Source organism: Aliiroseovarius crassostreae (assembly GCF_001307765.1).
Classification (GTDB): domain Bacteria; phylum Pseudomonadota; class Alphaproteobacteria; order Rhodobacterales; family Rhodobacteraceae; genus Aliiroseovarius; species Aliiroseovarius crassostreae.
This window is the reverse complement of the sequence record NZ_LKBA01000004.1, coordinates 142512-160878: the sequence shown is the minus strand read 5'-3', so window position 1 is coordinate 160878 and position 18367 is coordinate 142512. Positions and strand designations below refer to the sequence as shown.

The 18367-nt window shown below is 60.3% G+C and carries 20 protein-coding genes; 10 read left to right on the top strand and 10 right to left on the bottom strand.

All coding sequences use genetic code 11. From position 1 onward, the window contains the following. Nucleotides 1-3 precede the first annotated feature (3 nt). A complete protein-coding gene (locus AKJ29_RS02820) occupies nucleotides 4-1269 on the top strand; it encodes an ATP-grasp domain-containing protein (RefSeq protein WP_055187743.1) in 1266 nt (421 codons plus the stop codon). Nucleotides 1270-1282: 13 nt separating this feature from the next. On the opposite strand, the gene AKJ29_RS02815 is transcribed toward AKJ29_RS02820, so the two are convergent. The 4 genes from AKJ29_RS02815 to AKJ29_RS02800 form a co-directional block, all read right to left on the bottom strand. Then, nucleotides 1283-2689: a sensor histidine kinase gene (locus tag AKJ29_RS02815; RefSeq protein ID WP_055187741.1), complete on the bottom strand. Its 1407-nt coding sequence runs from the start codon at nucleotides 2687-2689 to the stop codon at nucleotides 1283-1285. An 18-nt stretch (nucleotides 2690-2707) separates the two neighbouring features. Beyond that, complete coding sequence (locus AKJ29_RS02810) at nucleotides 2708-4075, bottom strand: dihydrolipoyl dehydrogenase family protein (protein ID WP_055187739.1); 1368 nt, start codon at nucleotides 4073-4075, stop codon at nucleotides 2708-2710. Beyond that, nucleotides 4072-4770: a TVP38/TMEM64 family protein gene (locus AKJ29_RS02805; RefSeq protein WP_055188951.1), complete on the bottom strand. Its 699-nt coding sequence runs from the start codon at nucleotides 4768-4770 to the stop codon at nucleotides 4072-4074. Before AKJ29_RS02805 ends, AKJ29_RS02810 begins: the two co-directional genes overlap by 4 nt. Nucleotides 4771-5225: 455 nt before the next feature. After that, on the bottom strand, nucleotides 5226-6068 hold the full coding sequence (locus tag AKJ29_RS02800) for a protein-disulfide reductase DsbD domain-containing protein (RefSeq protein ID WP_055187737.1): 843 nt from the start codon (nucleotides 6066-6068) through the stop codon (nucleotides 5226-5228). A 128-nt stretch (nucleotides 6069-6196) separates the two neighbouring features. On the opposite strand from AKJ29_RS02800, the gene AKJ29_RS02795 reads away from it, so the two are divergent. After that, nucleotides 6197-6763 (top strand): YqgE/AlgH family protein, encoded by a 567-nt coding sequence (locus AKJ29_RS02795; protein WP_055187734.1) that lies wholly within the window; start codon nucleotides 6197-6199, stop codon nucleotides 6761-6763. A gap of 103 nt (nucleotides 6764-6866) precedes the next feature. On the opposite strand, the gene AKJ29_RS02790 is transcribed toward AKJ29_RS02795, so the two are convergent. Next, nucleotides 6867-7838 (bottom strand): L-threonylcarbamoyladenylate synthase, encoded by a 972-nt coding sequence (locus AKJ29_RS02790; protein WP_055187732.1) that lies wholly within the window; start codon nucleotides 7836-7838, stop codon nucleotides 6867-6869. A gap of 84 nt (nucleotides 7839-7922) precedes the next feature. On the opposite strand from AKJ29_RS02790, the gene AKJ29_RS02785 reads away from it, so the two are divergent. Next, a complete protein-coding gene (locus tag AKJ29_RS02785; RefSeq protein WP_055187731.1) occupies nucleotides 7923-9644 on the top strand; it encodes an acyl-CoA dehydrogenase in 1722 nt (573 codons plus the stop codon). Further along, nucleotides 9641-10687, top strand: a complete 1047-nt coding sequence (locus AKJ29_RS02780; protein WP_055187729.1) for an MBL fold metallo-hydrolase — start codon at nucleotides 9641-9643, stop codon at nucleotides 10685-10687. The genes AKJ29_RS02785 and AKJ29_RS02780 overlap by 4 nt, the downstream gene beginning before the upstream one ends. 80 nt (nucleotides 10688-10767) lie before the next feature. Here AKJ29_RS02780 and AKJ29_RS02775 read toward each other — a convergent pair whose 3' ends face one another. Further along, nucleotides 10768-11304 (bottom strand): GNAT family N-acetyltransferase, encoded by a 537-nt coding sequence (locus tag AKJ29_RS02775; protein WP_055187727.1) that lies wholly within the window; start codon nucleotides 11302-11304, stop codon nucleotides 10768-10770. Between the two features lie 132 nt (nucleotides 11305-11436). Here AKJ29_RS02775 and AKJ29_RS02770 point away from each other — a divergent pair, with 132 nt between their 5' ends. Next, on the top strand, nucleotides 11437-11919 hold the full coding sequence (locus AKJ29_RS02770) for a DUF6173 family protein (RefSeq protein ID WP_055187724.1): 483 nt from the start codon (nucleotides 11437-11439) through the stop codon (nucleotides 11917-11919). Between the two features lie 3 nt (nucleotides 11920-11922). Here AKJ29_RS02770 and chrA read toward each other — a convergent pair whose 3' ends face one another. Both chrA and AKJ29_RS02760 read right to left on the bottom strand, forming a co-directional pair. Then, a complete protein-coding gene (gene chrA / locus AKJ29_RS02765) occupies nucleotides 11923-13203 on the bottom strand; it encodes a chromate efflux transporter (protein ID WP_055187722.1) in 1281 nt (426 codons plus the stop codon). A 48-nt stretch (nucleotides 13204-13251) separates the two neighbouring features. After that, nucleotides 13252-14220: an NAD(P)-dependent oxidoreductase gene (locus tag AKJ29_RS02760; protein ID WP_055187721.1), complete on the bottom strand. Its 969-nt coding sequence runs from the start codon at nucleotides 14218-14220 to the stop codon at nucleotides 13252-13254. A 214-nt stretch (nucleotides 14221-14434) separates the two neighbouring features. Between AKJ29_RS02760 and AKJ29_RS02755 the strand changes: the two genes are divergently transcribed. The 3 genes from AKJ29_RS02755 (at nucleotide 14435) to AKJ29_RS02745 (ending at nucleotide 15609) form a co-directional block, all read left to right on the top strand. Further along, nucleotides 14435-14569 (top strand): aa3-type cytochrome c oxidase subunit IV, encoded by a 135-nt coding sequence (locus AKJ29_RS02755; RefSeq protein ID WP_055187718.1) that lies wholly within the window; start codon nucleotides 14435-14437, stop codon nucleotides 14567-14569. A gap of 33 nt (nucleotides 14570-14602) precedes the next feature. Next, nucleotides 14603-15223: a hypothetical protein gene (locus AKJ29_RS02750; RefSeq protein WP_055187716.1), complete on the top strand. Its 621-nt coding sequence runs from the start codon at nucleotides 14603-14605 to the stop codon at nucleotides 15221-15223. Between the two features lie 86 nt (nucleotides 15224-15309). Next, on the top strand, nucleotides 15310-15609 hold the full coding sequence (locus AKJ29_RS02745) for a hypothetical protein (RefSeq protein WP_055187714.1): 300 nt from the start codon (nucleotides 15310-15312) through the stop codon (nucleotides 15607-15609). A gap of 9 nt (nucleotides 15610-15618) precedes the next feature. On the opposite strand, the gene AKJ29_RS02740 is transcribed toward AKJ29_RS02745, so the two are convergent. Beyond that, nucleotides 15619-15948 carry an AzlD domain-containing protein gene (locus AKJ29_RS02740; RefSeq protein ID WP_055187712.1) on the bottom strand — a complete coding sequence of 110 codons (330 nt, stop codon included), beginning with the start codon at nucleotides 15946-15948 and terminating at the stop codon, nucleotides 15619-15621. After that, a complete protein-coding gene (locus tag AKJ29_RS02735) occupies nucleotides 15945-16697 on the bottom strand; it encodes an AzlC family ABC transporter permease (protein WP_055187709.1) in 753 nt (250 codons plus the stop codon). The genes AKJ29_RS02740 and AKJ29_RS02735 overlap by 4 nt, the downstream gene beginning before the upstream one ends. 73 nt (nucleotides 16698-16770) lie before the next feature. On the opposite strand from AKJ29_RS02735, the gene AKJ29_RS02730 reads away from it, so the two are divergent. Beyond that, nucleotides 16771-17652, top strand: a complete 882-nt coding sequence (locus AKJ29_RS02730; RefSeq protein ID WP_055187707.1) for a formate dehydrogenase accessory sulfurtransferase FdhD — start codon at nucleotides 16771-16773, stop codon at nucleotides 17650-17652. Nucleotides 17653-17734: 82 nt separating this feature from the next. Continuing rightward, complete coding sequence (mobA, locus tag AKJ29_RS02725; RefSeq protein WP_055187705.1) at nucleotides 17735-18367, top strand: molybdenum cofactor guanylyltransferase MobA; 633 nt, start codon at nucleotides 17735-17737, stop codon at nucleotides 18365-18367.

Sequence of the window (18367 nt, the reverse complement as noted above, 5' to 3'; positions counted from 1 at the left end):
AGAATGGAACCGCAAACACGTATCGGCCTCGCGAACCTGACAAAGATGGCCTATCAGGGGCAGGATCTGACCCCGGTTCAGACACGATTGCTCCGCCAATGCCTGAGCGAAGGCCCCTGCGAAGGGGCATTGATGGACCTGTCCGTGATCGAACAGTTACAGGGCAATCAGCCGTTGGGCCTGGAATGGCAGGCCAAAGCCCTCTCGCGTCAGCGCGCCTTTGTCACCAATCAGGGCGAGCGTGCGAAACACCGGGTGCTGGTCTTTGCCAAACCGGGCCACATGGGGGCCAATACACCGGTCGAGTTCCTTTTGCAGCGGTCGGATTTCGAGATCATCACCTATTACCCGCATGCCTCTGACGGCACGCATCTGGATCTGCCCGACCATGACGTCGCCTTCTGCGCCATCCCGGCAGACACCGCCACGACAGATCCGATCTTTGGCCAGGTGCGACGGCTGGCTGCTTCGGCTGGCAGCACGGTTCTGAACCTGCCCGGCGCTCAGCTCATGCTTGAACGTCATCAGCTTGGGCAAAGGTTTTCTTATGTGCCCGGGCTTCGCTTTCCACAGACCAAACGTGTGACGCTGGATGAATTGGTGACCGCGTTGATGAACGAAACCGAAGATCAGATGCTCTCCGCGCTGGGCGGCTATCCGATTGTCATCCGTCCCTGCGGGTCACATGCGGGCAAAGGACTTGCCAATATCCCCTCGCGTGAGGCGCTGATCTCCTACCTCGTGAACCACCCGGAGCCTGCGTTTTTCCTGTCAGAATACATTCACTACGCCACCCCATGCGACGGGCAGTTTCGCAAATACCGGGTGGTGTTTGTCGATGGTCAGCCCTTCCCCTGTCACATGGCCATCGCCACACATTGGGACATCTGGTATCTGAATGCGGGAATGGAGGCCTGCGCAGACAAGCGTCGTGAAGAAGCCCGGTTCATGGATCACTTCCGCGATGATTTCGCCACGCGCCACAAACATGCGCTCAGGGCTATCACCGACGGGATCGGACTGGGGTATTTCGGCATCGACTGTGCCGAGGATGCGCAGGGCAATCTGGTGGTCTTCGAAGCGGATAACGCGCTGATCGTGCATGACATGGATTGCGACACCACTTTCCCTTACAAGCCCCCCCATATGCAGCGGATTTTTGCGGCGTTCGAAGAGATGCTTCTGAAAAACTGCCGCCCAACCGGCAGTCGCGATCCTGCGCCGTTTCAGTTCCGACCAAGCGCCCCCCGGGTCCGGCTTTCGGCCTGAGCATAAATTGCCCCTACCCGGACGCGTCCTCATCCGACGCGCTGGCAATCTCTTTGGGCAGGATGATCCGAAAATGGGTGCCCTCGCCGCCGGTCTTTTCCAATGTCAGACTGCCGCCGTGCCCGCGGATCAGTTCTGCCGAAATGGCCAATCCCAGCCCTGACCCACCTTTTCTGTTGGATCCCGCAAAAGGTTGGAACAGATTTTCACGGGTCGACAGCGGCAGGCCCGGCCCGGTATCGCGCAAATCGATCCGCCAGTGATCCCCATTGTCGCGCGCCAGAAGGCCAATTTCGCCTTCCTTGCCGCTGGCCACAATCGCCTGTCGGGCATTGCGCACGAGGTTCGACAAAACGCGATAGAGCTGTTCAGGATCGGCTCGCACCACCAACCCGGCGGGCACATCTTCTGCAAAGCTGAGCGCGTGCTCCCCCGATGCCAGTCGCTCGCTGGCGAAAATGTCATCCACAAGCCGTGCCAGTTCAACCCGCTCCAGCCTTGGCGCAGGTTCTTCGGCCTTCCCGAAGGCAAGGGTGTTTTCGCACAGGCTGACCGCACGCGAGATCGAGTTCATCAGTTTTGGCCCCACCCGTTTGACCATCGGGTCCTGACTGCTTTCCATCCGGTCGGCAAACAGCTGCGCCGTGGTAAGGATATTGCGCAGATCATGTGAGATGCGCGCCACGGCCCCGCCCAATTGCGCAAGCCGTTCCTTCTGTTTCAGCGCATGGGTGAGTTCCGTCTGGAGAGACTGAAGTGCCACCTCGGCCTCGTGCAATTCCGTCAGGCCCGTATGTGGGCGCATGATACGGCGCGTATCTTCGGGGGATTGCGCATAGGCTTTCATATTGCCCACCACCTCGCGGATCGGGCGCACCATCAGGAAACGCACTGCAAGGAACAGCAGGCTGGCGGTGATGGCCGAAATCACGGCGGAAAGGAGGGCGATATTCTTGCCATAATCAATCATCGCATTGCGAAGATCGACGGTGTTCATCGTCACCTCGATCAGCTCTCCGCCCATGCGCACAGGCTGTCCGATCACCCGGATCACCTGTGGCTCCGGGTTCAACAGGCGGGCAAGCGCGGCGCGCATCAAGCCAAGAGAGCTTTCCATGCGAAGGTCAAAGGTCACATCCACCGGCTGGGGCATGGCTGACGCCAACACCAGTTCCCGCATTTCATCGCGCCGGAGAACCACGTTGAACACATCCGCGTTTTCCAGAAGCTCTGCCTCCAGCGCGGGGTCGATCATGTCATCTGCCAGCAGGACCAGCGATGCGATCTGCGCCCGTTCCAGCCGTGCCAGCAGATAATCCTCGCGAAACCGGGCGACAGAGGGCACGAAGATCAGCACTTCGGCCAGCATGACAAATGCCACGGTCAGGATCAGGAAACGGCCAGAAAGGGAGTTGAGCACCAGGGACCTCGTTCAAACTCAGGGCAGCCAGCGTTGCACAAGGCCAACCACCTGTTTGACCCTAGGATTATCAAAAAGTCGCGGCGAGAAATAGGCCCCTGCAGCACGTTTCGACACTTCGGCCATGGTTGGATAGGGGGCAATCATACCTGCAATCTGGCTCATCTTCAGACGATTGGCCAGCGCCAGCGACCAGAGCGTGATCATTTCGCCAGCGCCGGGACCGACGATAGAGACCCCGACAGGGCGGCCCTTGACCACCATAACTTTGATCAACCCCTTGGCCTGTTGGGTGGCCAACGCGCGATCATTGCCGGCAAAATCAAACCGCGCCACTTCCAGCCGCTCGCCATGTTGGGCACGGGCCTGTGCTTCGGTCAGGCCGACCTGCGCCAGTTCGGGGCTGGTATAGGTGGCCCATGGGATGTGGCTTGTTTTCGCCAGGGACGGCAGCCCAAACAGCATGGATCTGATAATGACGCCTGCATGATAGCCTGCCACATGGGTGAATTGCAGCCCGCCAGCCACATCACCAATCGCATAGATCCTGCGGTTCGACGTGCGCAGCCCGTCATCGACCTTCACCCCCGCCCGCGTGACCTCTACCCCGGCCTTGTCCAGATCCAGCCTGTCGATATTCGGCTTGCGCCCAACGGCAACCAACAGGTGAGAGCCCCTGAAGACGCGACCATCCTGAACCTCGACTTCAATTGCCCCCTGCTCCCCCCTGATTTCGGCGGCAAGAGCTTCTTCTTCGATGGCAATTCCATCAGCGCGCAGCGCATCCAGCACCTGTGCAGCCAGTTCCGGGTCATCCTTGCCCAGCGCCTTTGCCCCTTCGATCACCGTCACCTCACAGCCCAGACGCCGATGGGCCTGCGCCATTTCAAGCCCGATCGGGCCACCGCCAATGATCAGAAGATGTTCGGGTTTATCCTCGAGATCAAAAATCTGTTCATTGGTCAGATGCGGCACCTGATCCAGCCCCGGGATCGGCGGCACCAGCGGCGAGGACCCGGTTGAGATCACGAAACGGCGCGCCTTGATGATCGTCTCACCCGCCTGCACTTCGCTGCGCGAAATGAAGGTGCCATATTCGCTGATCACCTGCACACCAAGCCCCGAAAACCGCTCAACGCTGTCATGGGGTTCAATGGTTGCAATCGTGTCGCGCACATGGTCATGCGCCGCTTTCCACGCCATGCCTTTATGACCGGCATGCAACAGCGCCTTGGAGGGGACACAGCCATAATTCAGGCAATCCCCGCCCATCTTGTGCCCTTCAAGCAGCACCACGGACGCGCCCATCTGCACCGCCCCTGCGGCCACGCTCAGCCCGCCGGACCCCGCCCCGATCACACAGATATCAGCCTTGATACGGTTCATGTTTTCTGGCCTTTCTTCAGAGTTTTGAGTACCACCGGCAGGGCAGCAAGCGCCACGAGGCCAAGGATGGGCAGAAGGATATGCGGCTCAAAGATAATACCAAGATCAGGGGTTTCACCACGGGCAAACACCTCTCCCAGCCCGGCGCCAACCGAGGTGTAGACCAAACCGCCGGGGATGATCCCCACAAAGGTCGAAATCACAAAACGGTGGAGCGGCACCCCAACCAGAGCCGGGATCAGGTTGGCAACAAAAAACGGCACCGCCGGGACAAGGCGAATGAGGAACAGCACCGACCATTGATTGTCGTCAATCCCGCCCTTGATCTGTTTCACCGCCCCGTCCGAAGCCTCCATTTTGGCGGCAAGTTTTTCGCCCAGCCCCCAGCGGGCGGCGAGAAAGATCACCACAGCCCCCAGCGTGGCGCCGGTGATGTTGAAAACCACACCGGGAAACGTGCCAAAAAGGAACCCCCCCGTAAGCGTTGCAATGGTTGCACCGGGAAACGAAAAGCCGACAATCACCACGTAGGCGGCCAGAAAAACCAGCACGGCCAGCAGGTAATTCGCATCACGAAAGCTGATCAAAGCTTCACGGTTGGCGGCGAGAGCTTCAAAGCTCAGATAATCCCGCAAGGTGAAAGCCCCGATGAGGGCCACAACCAGAATGGCAATCAACGGCAGGCGCTTCAGCATCGGGTGGTCTCTGCCACCGGACGTTTCCTGTTTCGTTTCATCTCGTTTCACGGAAACCCCTTCCGCATCCTCAGCCATCGCCATCATGTCATCCTTTCACGCGAATATGTCGCACAGATCAAGTGTGTTGAGGGCAACATGAGGGTTGCGGCGCCAGTTTCATAGCGACCGAAACAGGTTCTCACGCTTGCTTGATCAAGGGTGAGGTTTTCACAAGAAAGGTTACAGTTTCCTCTTCCCCGCTCGAATGGGTCTGTAGGAGTGTTCACGCAGGTCCGATCAGGGACATGCTGCGGGGTAGAGACGCACCATTAAGCCCAGTTCTCGGATAAACGGATTTAGTTTGAAACCACCGCACCCGGATGCCACGCTGAAAGGGTGGCATCACCTGCGACAATAGCAGACAACAGAGGCCGGGCCCGTCAATCCGACGTCACTCTGGGCCGGGGCGCAGGTCAGCCGCCGGTGCAGCCCAGGATATCCACGCCGCGCCCGCCCCCCAATACGGTAAAGCGCAACTCGGACCGGTTCAGCGCAAAGGCGCTCCCTTTTGGGGGCACGATATCGGTTTCAGCGATGATCCGCCCACCCTCGCGTCGGCTGTCCACCTCGGCGACCCAAACTTCCGGATCGGCAGTTTCCAACACCACCACTTCATTCGGGGCAAGCTGTGGCATGTAGATTTCTGCCCGTACGCGCAGACCATCGCGGGTAGGTTCGAAGGAACAGACAGCCTTTTTCACCCCCGCTTCGCGCGACGTGTCGGGCCGTGCCTGCAGCGCCTTTTTGATGGCACGGTTCTGCTTGATGGCACGGTTCTGCGTTGCGGCCCCGGCTGGCAGCGCCATTGACAGCGATGCCTGCATGGGCATGCAGATATCGAGGCAGACCCCAAATTGCAGGTCGCCTGACAATTTTATGGGTGTCCCCGCCGTCCCGGGCGTGATTGTCATGGGCAACACCAGCTCTTTTTTATAGCCAATGGTCCGCACCCCACCGTCAACAAAGACATCCGGCACCGGCCAGTGGAACTCCACACGGCCAACATTTTCCGACGCTTTCAGATCAAAGCTGGGGGGAATGCCGCTGTCGCCTGGCGCGCGCCAATAGGTTTTCCACCCTTCCGCCAGTTCAATACGCAAGGCAGCCATATACTCCCCCGTTGCCGTGCGCCAGCCGGGCAGCAACTCAATCCTGGCAATATCATCGGGGGTAGATAGCAGGCCGGACCCGGCAGAAGCAGGGGCGGCGGAGATCAGGGCCAGGCAGGTGGCCAGATATGTAAACGTGTGTCTCATCTGCCCTATAGATAAGATCTCTGCCCACAAAGGGAAATCACATTTCGGGGATGGGATGTTACCATGAACAGCCCCCCCGGCATTGGTCCCCCCTTGCCATTTCCCGATCTGGGGGCCAAGCTTTAAGCATGGATAGAGAAACGGATCTCAGCGGCAAGCTCCTGATTGCCATGCCCGGCATTGACGACCCCCGATTTGACCATTCGGTGGTCTATATCTGTGCCCATTCCGAAGACGGCGCGATGGGAATCATCGTGAACAAACCCTCAGACGATGTGGTGCTGGACGACCTGCTGTCACATCTCGACATTGATGGCTCTGAACTGACCGACGGACAGGCCGTGTTTTTTGGCGGCCCGGTGGAAGGTGGGCGGGGATTTATCCTGCATTCCGAGGATTACATCGGGAATGAAACCACCCTGCATGTGGATGACGTGTTTTCGATGACGGCCACCCGCGACATCCTGGAAGATATCGCCAGGGGGAGTGGACCGAAACAGGCCCTTGCGGCCCTGGGCTATGCAGGATGGGCGGCGGGCCAGCTGGAGGGGGAGCTGCAGCAAAATGTCTGGCTGACCGTCGAGGCCGACCGTGCGATTGTCTTCTCTCCCGATCATGATCGGAAATGGACCGCCGCACTGGCCAAGCTGGGCATTGACCCGCTTCTTTTGTCCTCAAAAGGGGGACATGCCTGAGGCCTTCAGCCCTACAAAAAATGGCGCGGCCCCTCACATCCTCACACCATCCGGGGCACACCGCCCGGACATCCTGAAACCCGACAAGAGCGGGAACCGCGTTTCAGCTGTCGCGCGGCGCGGCGGCGCGGCGCAGCCGGTCGTTGATGGCGCGCCCCAGACCATGGTCAGGAATGGGGGAAACTGCAATCGGCGCATCCCCTTCGCCATCCAACCTGTGCAACATGGCAAAAAGATTGGCCGCCGCCTCAACAAGGTCCCCGGACGCAGAGAGGTTATACGCGGCATCCACCGGCCCGAACCCCAGCAAGCGTTCGCCGGGGGGCAGGGTTTCGGCATTCAGCCGCATCCGGGCATTCGGGGCATAATGCGAGGTGAGCTGCCCCGGCGCTGAAATGGCATCGCCCGCCTTATGCATTGCCAAAGGGCCACGGATCGCCTGTTCCAGAACCTCGATCGGCAGGCCGCCGGGCCGCAGCAGAACAGGCCGGGTAAGCTCGGGCGCCGGGTCAATGCCGACAATCGTGCTTTCCAGCCCAACCGCACAGGTGCCGCCATCAAGCACCGCATCAATCCGCCCCCGAAGCCCATCCATCACATGCTGAGCGGTAGAGGGGCTGATCCGTCCCGACGGGTTGGCCGATGGCGCCGCAATCGGGCGACCGGTTTCTTCCAGAAGCTTGCGCGCCAGATCATGTTCCGGCACACGGATCGCCACGGTGGGCAACCCGGCTGAGACCAGCGGCGACAGCGGGCCACCCGGCTTCAACGGCAGCACCAGCGTCAGCGGGCCAGGCCAGAATGCCATGGCAAAATCGCGCATCATCCCCTCAAGCACCGCATATTCCGAAACGGCCTCAACCGACGGCAGATGCACAATCAGCGGGTTGAAGCTGGGCCGCCCCTTGGCTTCAAAGATCCGGGCCACCGCATGGTCATTGGTGGCATCCCCCCCCAGCCCGTAGACCGTTTCTGTCGGGAACGAGACAAGCCCGCCCGCCCGCAACACCTCAGCCGCACGCGTGATGCCCTCGGCCGTATCCGCCAGCAATTCAGTTGTGATTGGCGCATTCATGACGCTGCGTTTTCCTTTTGCGCTTGGGTGGCGTTCAGTATGGGATAGATCAGCCCTTACTTACCAGCCTGAAAAGGACGGACAATGCCCTATCGCGCGCCCACCGAAGATTTCCAATTCCTGTTCGACCATGTGATCGGCTATGACCAGATCGCTGAAACCGAGCTGTTCGCAGAAGCCCCTTCCGACATGGCGCAGGCAGTTTTGTCAGAGGCGGGCAAGATGTGCGAGGAGGTTCTGGCCCCGCTCAATCGCAACGGTGATCTGACCCCGGCCAAGCTGGAAAACGGTGTCGTTCGCACCTCGCCGGGATTTGACAGCGGTTACAAAGCCATTGCCGAAGGCGGCTGGATCGGCATGGCTGCGGACCCGGAATATGGCGGCATGGGGCTTCCCCTGACCCTGCAAACGGCTGTGAATGACATGATGTCCTCGGCCTGCCTGTCGCTGCAACTCTGCCCGCTGATGACACAGGGACAGATCGAAGCGCTGGAACATCATGCCTCGGACGAGCTGAAATCACTGTATCTGCCCAAGCTGATCACCGGCGAATGGGCGGGCACGATGAACCTGACCGAACCGCAGGCCGGGTCGGATGTCGGGGCGCTGAGTTCAAAAGCGGTGGAGAATGGCGACGGCACCTATTCGGTGACTGGTCAGAAGATCTTTATCTCCTGGGGGGATAATGACATCACCGAGAATGTCTGCCATCTGGTGCTGGCACGCCTGCCCGACGGGGTGGCGGGCACCAAGGGGATTTCCCTGTTCCTTGTGCCGAAACTGATCCCGGATGCCGATGGCAATCCCGGCGAGCGCAATTCCCTGCGGGTGGTCAGCCTTGAGCACAAGATGGGCCTGCATGGCAGCCCCACGGCGGTGATGTCGTTTGAAGGCGCGCGCGGCTGGATGATCGGAGAGCCGCACAAAGGCATGGCCGCCATGTTCACGATGATGAACAATGCCCGTCTTGGGGTCGGCGTTCAGGGCTATGGAACGGGCGAAGGCGCGTTCCAGCAGGCGCTTGAATATGCGCTTGAGCGCAAACAGGGGCGCACTCCGCTTGGGGATGCTGGCAATGGAACCATCGTCGATTTCGCTGACGTGCGCCGGATGCTCACCCAGATGAAGGCCGAGCTGTTTGCTGCCCGCGCCATGGCGATGTCGCTGGCCAAAGCCATCGACATGGGCCGTGCCACCGGGGATGCCGACTGGAATGCACGTGCCGCCCTGCTGACGCCGATCGTCAAGGCCTATGGGACTGAGACCGGGATCAATGTTTCGAATATGGGCATCCAGGTGCATGGCGGCATGGGGTTCATCGAGGAAACCGGCGCCGCACAATATCTGCGCGACGTGCGTGTGACCGCGATTTACGAAGGCACCAACGGAATTCAGGCCATGGACCTCGTGGGACGCAAGATGATGGACGGGGGCGACGCGGCCTTCCGCCTGCTTGAAGAGATCGAAACACAGGCCGAAGGGGCCCGCGCCCTGTTCCCGAACATGTCCGAAGCCGTCTGGTCTGCCGCGGAAGACCTGCGCGAAACGATCGAATGGCAGGTGGAACAGACCGACATGCAGGATCGTTTTGCCGGGGCGGTCCCTTTCCTGATGGGCTTTGCCCGGGTGCTGGGGGCCCATTACCATCTCAAGGCGGCCATTGCCGAAGGCGGCAGGGGCCCGCGCACGGAACTGGCCCGTTTCCACATCAACCGTCTGCTGCCGGAACACGTGGCACAATTTGCGCAAGCGCGCGCAGGTGCGGCGGGGCTTTATGCGCTGACACCTGACGACCTCGCCTCATGAGCGCGCCCCTGACCTTCCCCTTTCCCGATGCTCCGGGGGAGGGCGAAGCCCTGCAGGTGGCAGAAAACACGTTATGGATGCGACTGCCCCTGCCGATGGCGCTGGATCATGTGAATGTTTTTGCATTTGAGGATCCTGAAGAAGAGGGCGGCGGCTGGACCCTTATCGACACGGGGTTTGACACCAGAAAAACCCGGAGGATCTGGGAAAAACTTCTCGCAGGTCCGCTGGGGGGCAAACCCGTCAAACGCGTGATTGTCACCCATCACCATCCCGACCATGTCGGGCTGGCCGGGTGGTTTCAGCGCGATATGGGGGCGGAGCTTGTCACCACCCGCACGGCCTGGCTATTTTCCCGCATGTTGCTTCTGGACGAGCAGATGGTGCCGGTCGATGAGACGATTGCCTATTGGCAGGCGGCGGGGATGGACCCGGAAGTGCTGGAAAAACGTCGCAGCGAACGGCCCTTCAACTATGCCGATATCGTTGCGGATATGCCGCTAGGGTTCAAACGCATCAAGGAAGGGTCGACGCTGCGCTTTGGTGGACGCGACTGGCGGGTGCATATTGGCAATGGCCATGCCCCGGAACACGCTACCCTCTGGTCGACCGACGGGGCGCTGGTGATCGGTGGCGATCAGCTGCTTGCAACGATCAGCCCAAATCTTGGCGTTTATGCGACCGAACCCGAGGCCGACCCGGTGGGCGACTGGCTGGAGGCCTGCGAACGCCTGTCAGGTTATGCCACCGACACGCAATTGGTTCTGCCCGGACACAAGCTGCCATTTACCGGGTTACCAACACGGATGCGGCAGTTGATCCAGAACCACCATCATGCTCTGGACCGGCTTGAGGCCTTCCTGGAAACGCCCCAGGTCGCGGGCGCGTGTTTCCCGCCGCTATTCAAACGCAAGATCGGGGCGGGGGAATACGGGCTGGCGCTGGTTGAAGCGGTTGGGCATCTGAACCACCTGCTGCACCAGGGCCGGGTGACCCGGATCAAGCGCGACGATGGGGCGTGGCTTTGGCAACGGCGCGACTGACGCGCAGCACCTGGTCAAGACCACGGGTTGATTTAGAGGTCTGGTGGCGGTGAGTTACGGGGGTTAGTTACCGACACGGGTCAGGCAAAGCTGCGCACGAACATGCAGGCGCCGTCACCGGACAGGCCGGCGTCACGGGTGAACCCTGCCTGCTCCAGCAGCTTGGCCGAAGCCGGATTGTCGCGCCCCACACCTGCCAGAACCGCCACGGGTTCCACCTCTCGCAGGATTTCCAACATGCCACGCATCATTTCGAAGGCATATCCCTGCCCCCAGTCCTGTTCGGACAACAGGTACCCCAGCTGCATCTGCGCCACGGCCCCTTCATCTGCCAGATCCACGAGAAACATCAGGCCGACCAGACGACCGGACCCCTGTTCGGGTGTGCTGATGGTGATCAGATAGACATCACGTTCCTGCGCGCGGCTCTCAATCCAGGCCCGCAAGGCAGTGCGTGACTGATCCAGCTGCATCTCGGCCGGCATGGCAGCCAGCCCTTCCGGCGACAGCAACCCCTCCAGCGCGCGCTCTATACGTGCCCGGCCAGCGGGATCAGCAAGCTCATCGTCCCAATGACGGATCACCAGACGTTGGGTTGGCAGTTGGGTAAGATACATGACGCGTTCCTTTAAACACAGACAAACTAATTCATTCACACGCACTTTTCAAACCTTTCACGTAGATGCGAGGTGACGATCCCCCGCATCTGTGGCAAAACGGAAAGGTTCAGTTTGACGCGAGTGAGGATCATGACCAAAGCCCCGAACACCAAGCCCCGTTTTCAACCCAGAAAACACGCCGCAAAATGTTCCGAAGATGCGCCCGTGGTGGTTGAGGACCAACCCCTGCCAAAAAAAATGGCCGCCACTCCGGTCGAGCAGAAATCCGCCGCTCAATGGGCTTATGAGCGCCTGATCCTCTATATCAAGAATTTCGAAGAACAGCTGGACAATGAACATGAGGTGGCGATGGGGTTCACCGGTGGCGACGCGGGGGTCTTGCGCATCGAAGGCATCGGGTTCTTTGACCCCGACGTGATCACCTTTTACGGCACCGACCAGACCGGTGCGCGCACGCAGCTGATCCAGCATGTCAGCCAGCTTTCCGTCATGCTGCGCGCCCTGCCTGTCGCGATTGAGGCTGAAGCCCCAAAACGGATTGGGTTTCGACTGGCGGCAGAACTCGAAGACAGTCAGGATGAGGATCCGGAAGACGGGTCCAAAGAAGAGTAAACCTCAGCCCAACTGGCCAAGTAGAACCGCGGCGGTTGCGGCAATAATCAAGACCCAGCCCAAGCCCAGTTTCAGCCGCAGGATCAGGGCGGCACATAAAGCCGTCAACCCCAGGGCACGCCCGTCGAGACTGGCAAAATCCGGGATCCAGAGGGTGATCGGGCCAAGGGTGCTGTGCGTGACCTCATGGAACAGCACGTTGAGACCAAACCATACCGAGAGGTTCAGGATCACCCCGACCACAGCAGCGGTGATTGCGGAAAGGGCCCCCTTGAGGCGCGGCTGGGCCGCCAGCCGGTCGATATAAGGAGCCCCCGCAAAGATCCATAAAAAACAGGGCACAAACGTCACCCAAAGCGTGAGCGCAGCGGCTGCAAACGCCATGGCAAACCCCGCCTCGCGAAACCCGGCGACAAACCCTACAAACTGCGTGACCAGAATAAGCGGGCCGGGGGTGGTTTCCGCAAGCCCCAGACTGTCAAGCATCTCATCCGCTGTCAGCCAGCCAAACCCGGTGACCACATCCTGCGCCATATAGGCAAGCACGGCATAGGCGCCACCAAAGCTGACCACGGCCAGCTTGGAAAAAAACGCCCCGATCTGGGGCAGGAAATCCGATCCCGCAATCATGTCGAGCGCAAAGAAGGGCAACAGCCAGAGGATCAGCCAGACCGCAATGGTCGCCAGAGTGCCCCGCCGACCCTGGCGTGGCGACAAGGGGACGTCCACCGCATGGTCCCTGGCGGTCAGCGCGCCATATACACCCGCCCCAACCACGATCAGCGGGAAAGGCAGCGCAAGAAAGAAGATCCCGGCAAAGGCCAGTCCAGCAATCACCCAATGCGCCTGCCCCTGAAGGGCGCGCCGGGCAACTTTCAACAGCGCCTCAAGCACAATGATCAGCACAGCCGATTTCACACCGAGAAACAGCAGCGCCACCAGCGGCAGATCACCATAGCTCACATACAGGGCGGCGAGGGCAAAGATCACCGCAGCACCGGGAAGGACAAATAACAGCCCAGCCATCAGCCCCCCGGGCACGCCACGCAGGCGCCAGCCGGAATAGGTGGCCAGCTGCATCGCCTCCGGTCCGGGCAGCAACATGCAGAAACTGAGGGCATTGAGGTATTGGCGCTCACTCAGCCAGCCTTCTTCCTCCACCAGCACCTTGTGCATCAGCGCAATCTGCGCTGCGGGACCGCCAAAGGACAAAAGCCCAATCCGCAGAAAAACGCGAAACAGGGTCGAAAAGGGCACATGAGGGACAGCAGAGGAGGGCATCATCAGCTCCGGGATTATTCGGACCAGCCCTTGCAATCCCGGCTTGGTTTGTCAATCCGTCTGGGCCGGCGCGTCCCGTCCGGCGGGAACAACCTCATACCCGGGTTCCTCGGGTTCATCATCCACCATTTCCGCCGGAAACCCCGGTGCGCGGATGTCCAGCCCGGTCGCCTCTTCCAACCGCTTGATGATATTGGGCGACAATTCACGTTCGCCATAGCGCGCAATCCCATCATCAAAGATCTTCACCAGAAGCGGGCTGATCTCAAGCGGCACGCCCTGACGGTCGGCAATGTCCTGAAACAGACCAATGTCTTTTTTGACAAGGTCCATCGTGAAAGAAATGTCCCGCGATCCGTTCAGGATCACCTGGCTTTCCGTGACATGTGAAAACGAGTTGCCCGAGCTGATCTTGATGGCCTCATACGCGGTATTGAGGTCCATCCCCGCCGCCTTAGCCGTGACCAGCGCCTCGGCATTGGCCACCAGATGCACCGTCGCAAGATAATTGGTCAGCACTTTGAGAACCGAGGCAGAGCCAAGATCACCCGTATGCAGAACCCGCCGCCCCATGGTGGTGAGCAGCGGAAAGATCCTGTCAAAAGTCGCACGATCACATCCCGCAAAGATCGAGATATTGCCCGTGTCCGCACGATGGCATCCCCCCGAAACCGGACAATCCACCGCGGCCCCTCCCGCAGCGATAACCTTGGCCCCAAGCCGCTTCACTTCGGCCTCATCCGTGGTCGACATCTCCATCCAGATCTTGCCCGGTCCGACCTCTGGCAACATTTCACGCATCACCGCATCTGATGCCGCAGGAGAGGGCAGGCAGGTGATCACCGCATCGCAATCACGCATCATCCGGGCCGGGGTCTCGGCGGATCTGGCACCCTGCGCCACTTTGCCCGCCACCAGATCCGCGTTCAGATCATGAACCGTCAGATCAATCCCGTTTCTAAGCAGAGCGCCGGACAGCTTCCCCCCGACATTGCCCAATCCAATGAACCCAACTTTCATGCGCTTATCCCATTCCTGTTCTTTTCAAGGTCAAACTTTGCAGCGCGGGGCGTGATAAACTGTTCTGTTTGCGACATTGCTCCCCCGCCTCAGACGCGGCCCGTCCGGCAATTTCGCCTGCACGCAGGAGTAAATGCAGGAGTAAATAGTGACAGCTTCCCGAAAATCCGCTATCCGAAAACTTAACGTGTGATTCAAATAACAGGGAAACAACATGGCTGAGCATGAAATGGGCACGATGGACACAAGCGCGCAGGAAAAAACCTATGAAGGCTTCGTCAAAACCTGCGTCCGGTCGACGATTGCAATCCTGCTGATTTTGGTGTTCCTTGCCCTGGTAGGTGCATAAACCGCATTCAGCGGTTCAAAATCAGGGGTGAAGATGCGGAGTATTTTTCTGGCGCTGGCATTAGTTAGCGGGCTGACCGCATGTGGTGGGGCCGATGATGTCTGGGCCAGCGACACGGCGGTCCGTCAGGCGGCTTACCGGGCGGATGGCCCCCCGACCCTGACCCTGTTTACGGTGATTTCCAACCGAACCGGTTTTGGTGCTCACTCAGCGCTGATGATCAACGGGCATGAACGCGTGCTGTTTGATCCCGCAGGCACCTGGGGGCATGAACGCATCCCCGAACGCCATGACGTGCATTATGGCATCACCCCCGGCGTGGTGGACTTCTATATCGACTACCACGCGCGGATCACCTACCACGTGATCCGCCAGGATATCGTGGTCAGCCCGGAGGTGGCAGAGCTGGCCATTCGCCTGGTCGAACAGAACGGGGCCGTGCCCAAAGCCCATTGCACCCGCAGCGTCAGCGCCATCGTGAAGCGTCTTCCCGGTTTTGAGGATGCCCCGACCCCATGGAACCCCAAGAAGTTCAGCGATTACTTCGCCACCAAGCCCGGTGTGCAGCAGGAAATCATCTATGATGATGACCCGCATCTAAACTACGAAATTCTGGTAAATGGCCTGCCTTTGGGGGCTTTGCCGGACACATGATACGCGGCTTGGCCCTGACAGGCCATTTCCCTGCTCAGCCCCAGCCTGCTGGACAATTGCCACCGCCTGAGACGCCATCTGACATCTTGAAGCTGCCCATTCTGCCCCCAACCGATCCGTGGTGGGACGCCTGGCTGTCCACAGCGGGCCTTGCAGGGCAGACAAAACCCAGCATCCCCATTGGAAAATTCAGATCCCAAGTGGTTGAAGGACAGACCGTGATTTCCGGCAAAGGGGTCGTCCTTCTCACCCCGGCCTTTTCGCCAGCGCCCTGCGCGGTGGCCCGTTGGTGCAACCCTTTGATCTGCAACCAGATCTTTCGCAAATGGATTGAACATATGCTGGCCGGCCTGCAGAAATGCGAGCGGTGCTCACCCGTGGGCTGACCGGATCTATCAGCCCAGCAGGTAGATCATCCCATAGAGCGTCAGTGCCCCGCTCAGGATTGCAAACAGAACATTTTTGCCAAAATAGCCCACACTCAGCGTCACCAGGGCTGCGGCCAGTCGGGCCGGGTCAACCATACCACCGGTCGCGTCAGGCCAGAGCACAAGCGGGGCAACCAGCCCCGGCAACACTGCAACCGGCGTATAGCGCAGGTGGCGCAGCACCCAGTCCGGCATCGGCCGGTCCCCGATCAGACCAAGGAAACTGAAACGGATCAGGAAACTGCCCACCGCCAGACCGCAAATAACCGCCCAGATCGACAGATGAGAATAGCTCATGACGCGCCCCCCCCTTTGCCCTGCCCTGTCCCCTTCCGCGCCACGCGCCGCTCCAGGAAAAGCTCAACCTGCGCGCCGACGATCATCGCTAGGGAAGCGGCCACCAGAAGGCCCGTTCCATAGGGCATCCACGCCATCAGAAGGGCCACGATGATCGATGTGACGGCGGCCGCAACATGAGCCGGGGTGCGCAGCGCCGGGGCAATCATCGCGATAAAGGTGATCGGCAGGGCAAAATCCAGCGCAAATTCAGGCGGGATCTGCGTGCCTGCCACCGCCCCCACATAGGTGAGCAGATACCAAAATGGCGCCAGTGGAACGACCGTTCCCAGATAATAGGCAAACCGGGACGGCACAGAAAGATCCGGTTCCATCTCGAACTTGATCTGCGACAGGGTATAGGCCTGATCGACCATGAAATAGGCCGCCATCGCCCGTTGCCATACCGGCGCTTTGCCCAGATACGGGGTAAGAGATGCCGAATACATCGCCATGCGCAGGTTGACCGCCAGCGCCGTCAGGATCACAATCAGCGTCGGGGCGTTTTCGCTCATCACCTGAAGTGCTGCAAATTGCGAGGCCCCGGCGATGACCAGCACGGAAAAGCCCATCACCTCGACCAGGTTCAGCCCGGCCTCGGTGCCAACCACGCCGAACAACAACGCAAACGGCCCCACCACCAGAAGGAAGGGCAGCGCGTCGCGCGCTCCGCGCAGAAAGGCGGTTTTGGGGGTGACAGTTTTGCTCATCAGCCCCTAAATTGCCGACAAACCACTGGGGGGCAAGAGCAAGTTCCCGATAATCTGAGCCTGAGGATGACAGATGGCCCAATCAACCCTGACCACGGACTATATCATCGCCCCGGATCCAACCGCGCAGGGCCTGACGCGGGCTGTGAAAGGGGTGGATGAACATGGCGCCGAGATTTGCACCAATGTGGTTGAGGAGCGCCCGCTGACCATCTTTCTCAACAGCCGTGAGATTGTCACCGCGATGACAATCGGAGATTACCCCGATTACCTCGCCATCGGGTTTCTGCGCAATCAGGGCATGCTGCGCGACGACGATCAGATCACCCGCGTCGATTATGACGAGGATCTGGACACGGTGGTGGTGCGCACGGCCACGGAAACCGATTACGAAGACAAGCTGGCGCGCAAAACCCGCACGTCTGGCTGCGCTGTGGGCACGGTGTTTGGCGACATGATGGAGGGGCTTGAGGGGCTTACATTGCCCAGGACTGAACTGCGCACCTCATGGCTTTATGCGCTCGCCAACAAGATCAACCGCACCCCGTCCCTTTACCTAGAAGCAGGAGCGATCCACGGCACGGTGTTGTGCCAGGGCGACCGCCCCTTGGTTTATATGGAAGACGTCGGCCGGCACAATGCGGTCGACAAGGTGGCGGGCTGGATGCGGGCCGAGGGCATAGAGGGCGCGGACAAGATCCTTTACACCACCGGGCGACTGACCTCCGAGATGGTGATCAAAACCGCGCAGATGGGAATCCCCGCCCTGGTCTCCCGCTCGGGATTTACCGCCTGGGGGGTGGAAATCGCGCAGGAGATCGGCTTGACCCTGATCGGCAGGATGCGCGGGCAACGCTTCACCTGCCTGTCTGGCGCCGATCGCCTGATCCGCGACATGGACCCGGCCCATGCCCCGTCAGAGGACAAAAAACATCGGCGAAAGGGGAGCGCATGAGCTTTCCCAACGCCGTCCTATCCCCGACAATGCTCCCGCCGGAACACCGCAATGTTCCGGCCCAATCCCGAAAGGTCCTGCCATGAAACTTTACGGGGTGATCCTCGCCGGTGGGCTTGCAACCCGAATGGGGGGGAGTGAAGACACGCAACTCGACAAAGGGCGGCTGGTGCTGGGCGGCAAAACCCTGCTGGACCATGTGATCACCCGGCTCGCGCCGCAGGTCGATGCCATGGCATTGAATGCCAATGGCGATGCGTCCCGGTTTGCCGATACGGAGCTGCAAGTTCTGCCCGACAGCATTGACGGTTTTGCAGGCCCACTGGCGGGCGTTCTGGCGGGTATGGACTGGGCGGCGGATCAGGGCGCCACCCACATCCTGACCGCCGCGGCCGACACACCGTTTTTCCCGACCGACCTGGCCAACCGCCTGATCGCCGCTGCCACCTCCGAAGACGCGCCCATAGCGCTTGCCGCCACCAATGCCCCCAAACGCGGCCCCATGCGCCAGCCCACCTTTGGGCTGTGGCCCGTGACGCTGCGCGACGACCTGCGCACGGCCCTTGAACGTGGGCTGCGCAAGGTGGTGCTCTGGACCGATGAACATGGGGCGGCACTGGCGCCTTATGACCCCACGCCTTTTGATCCGTTCTTCAACGTCAACACACCCGAGGATCTGGCCACAGCCGAGACCCTTCTGAAAGGAGCCCCCTGA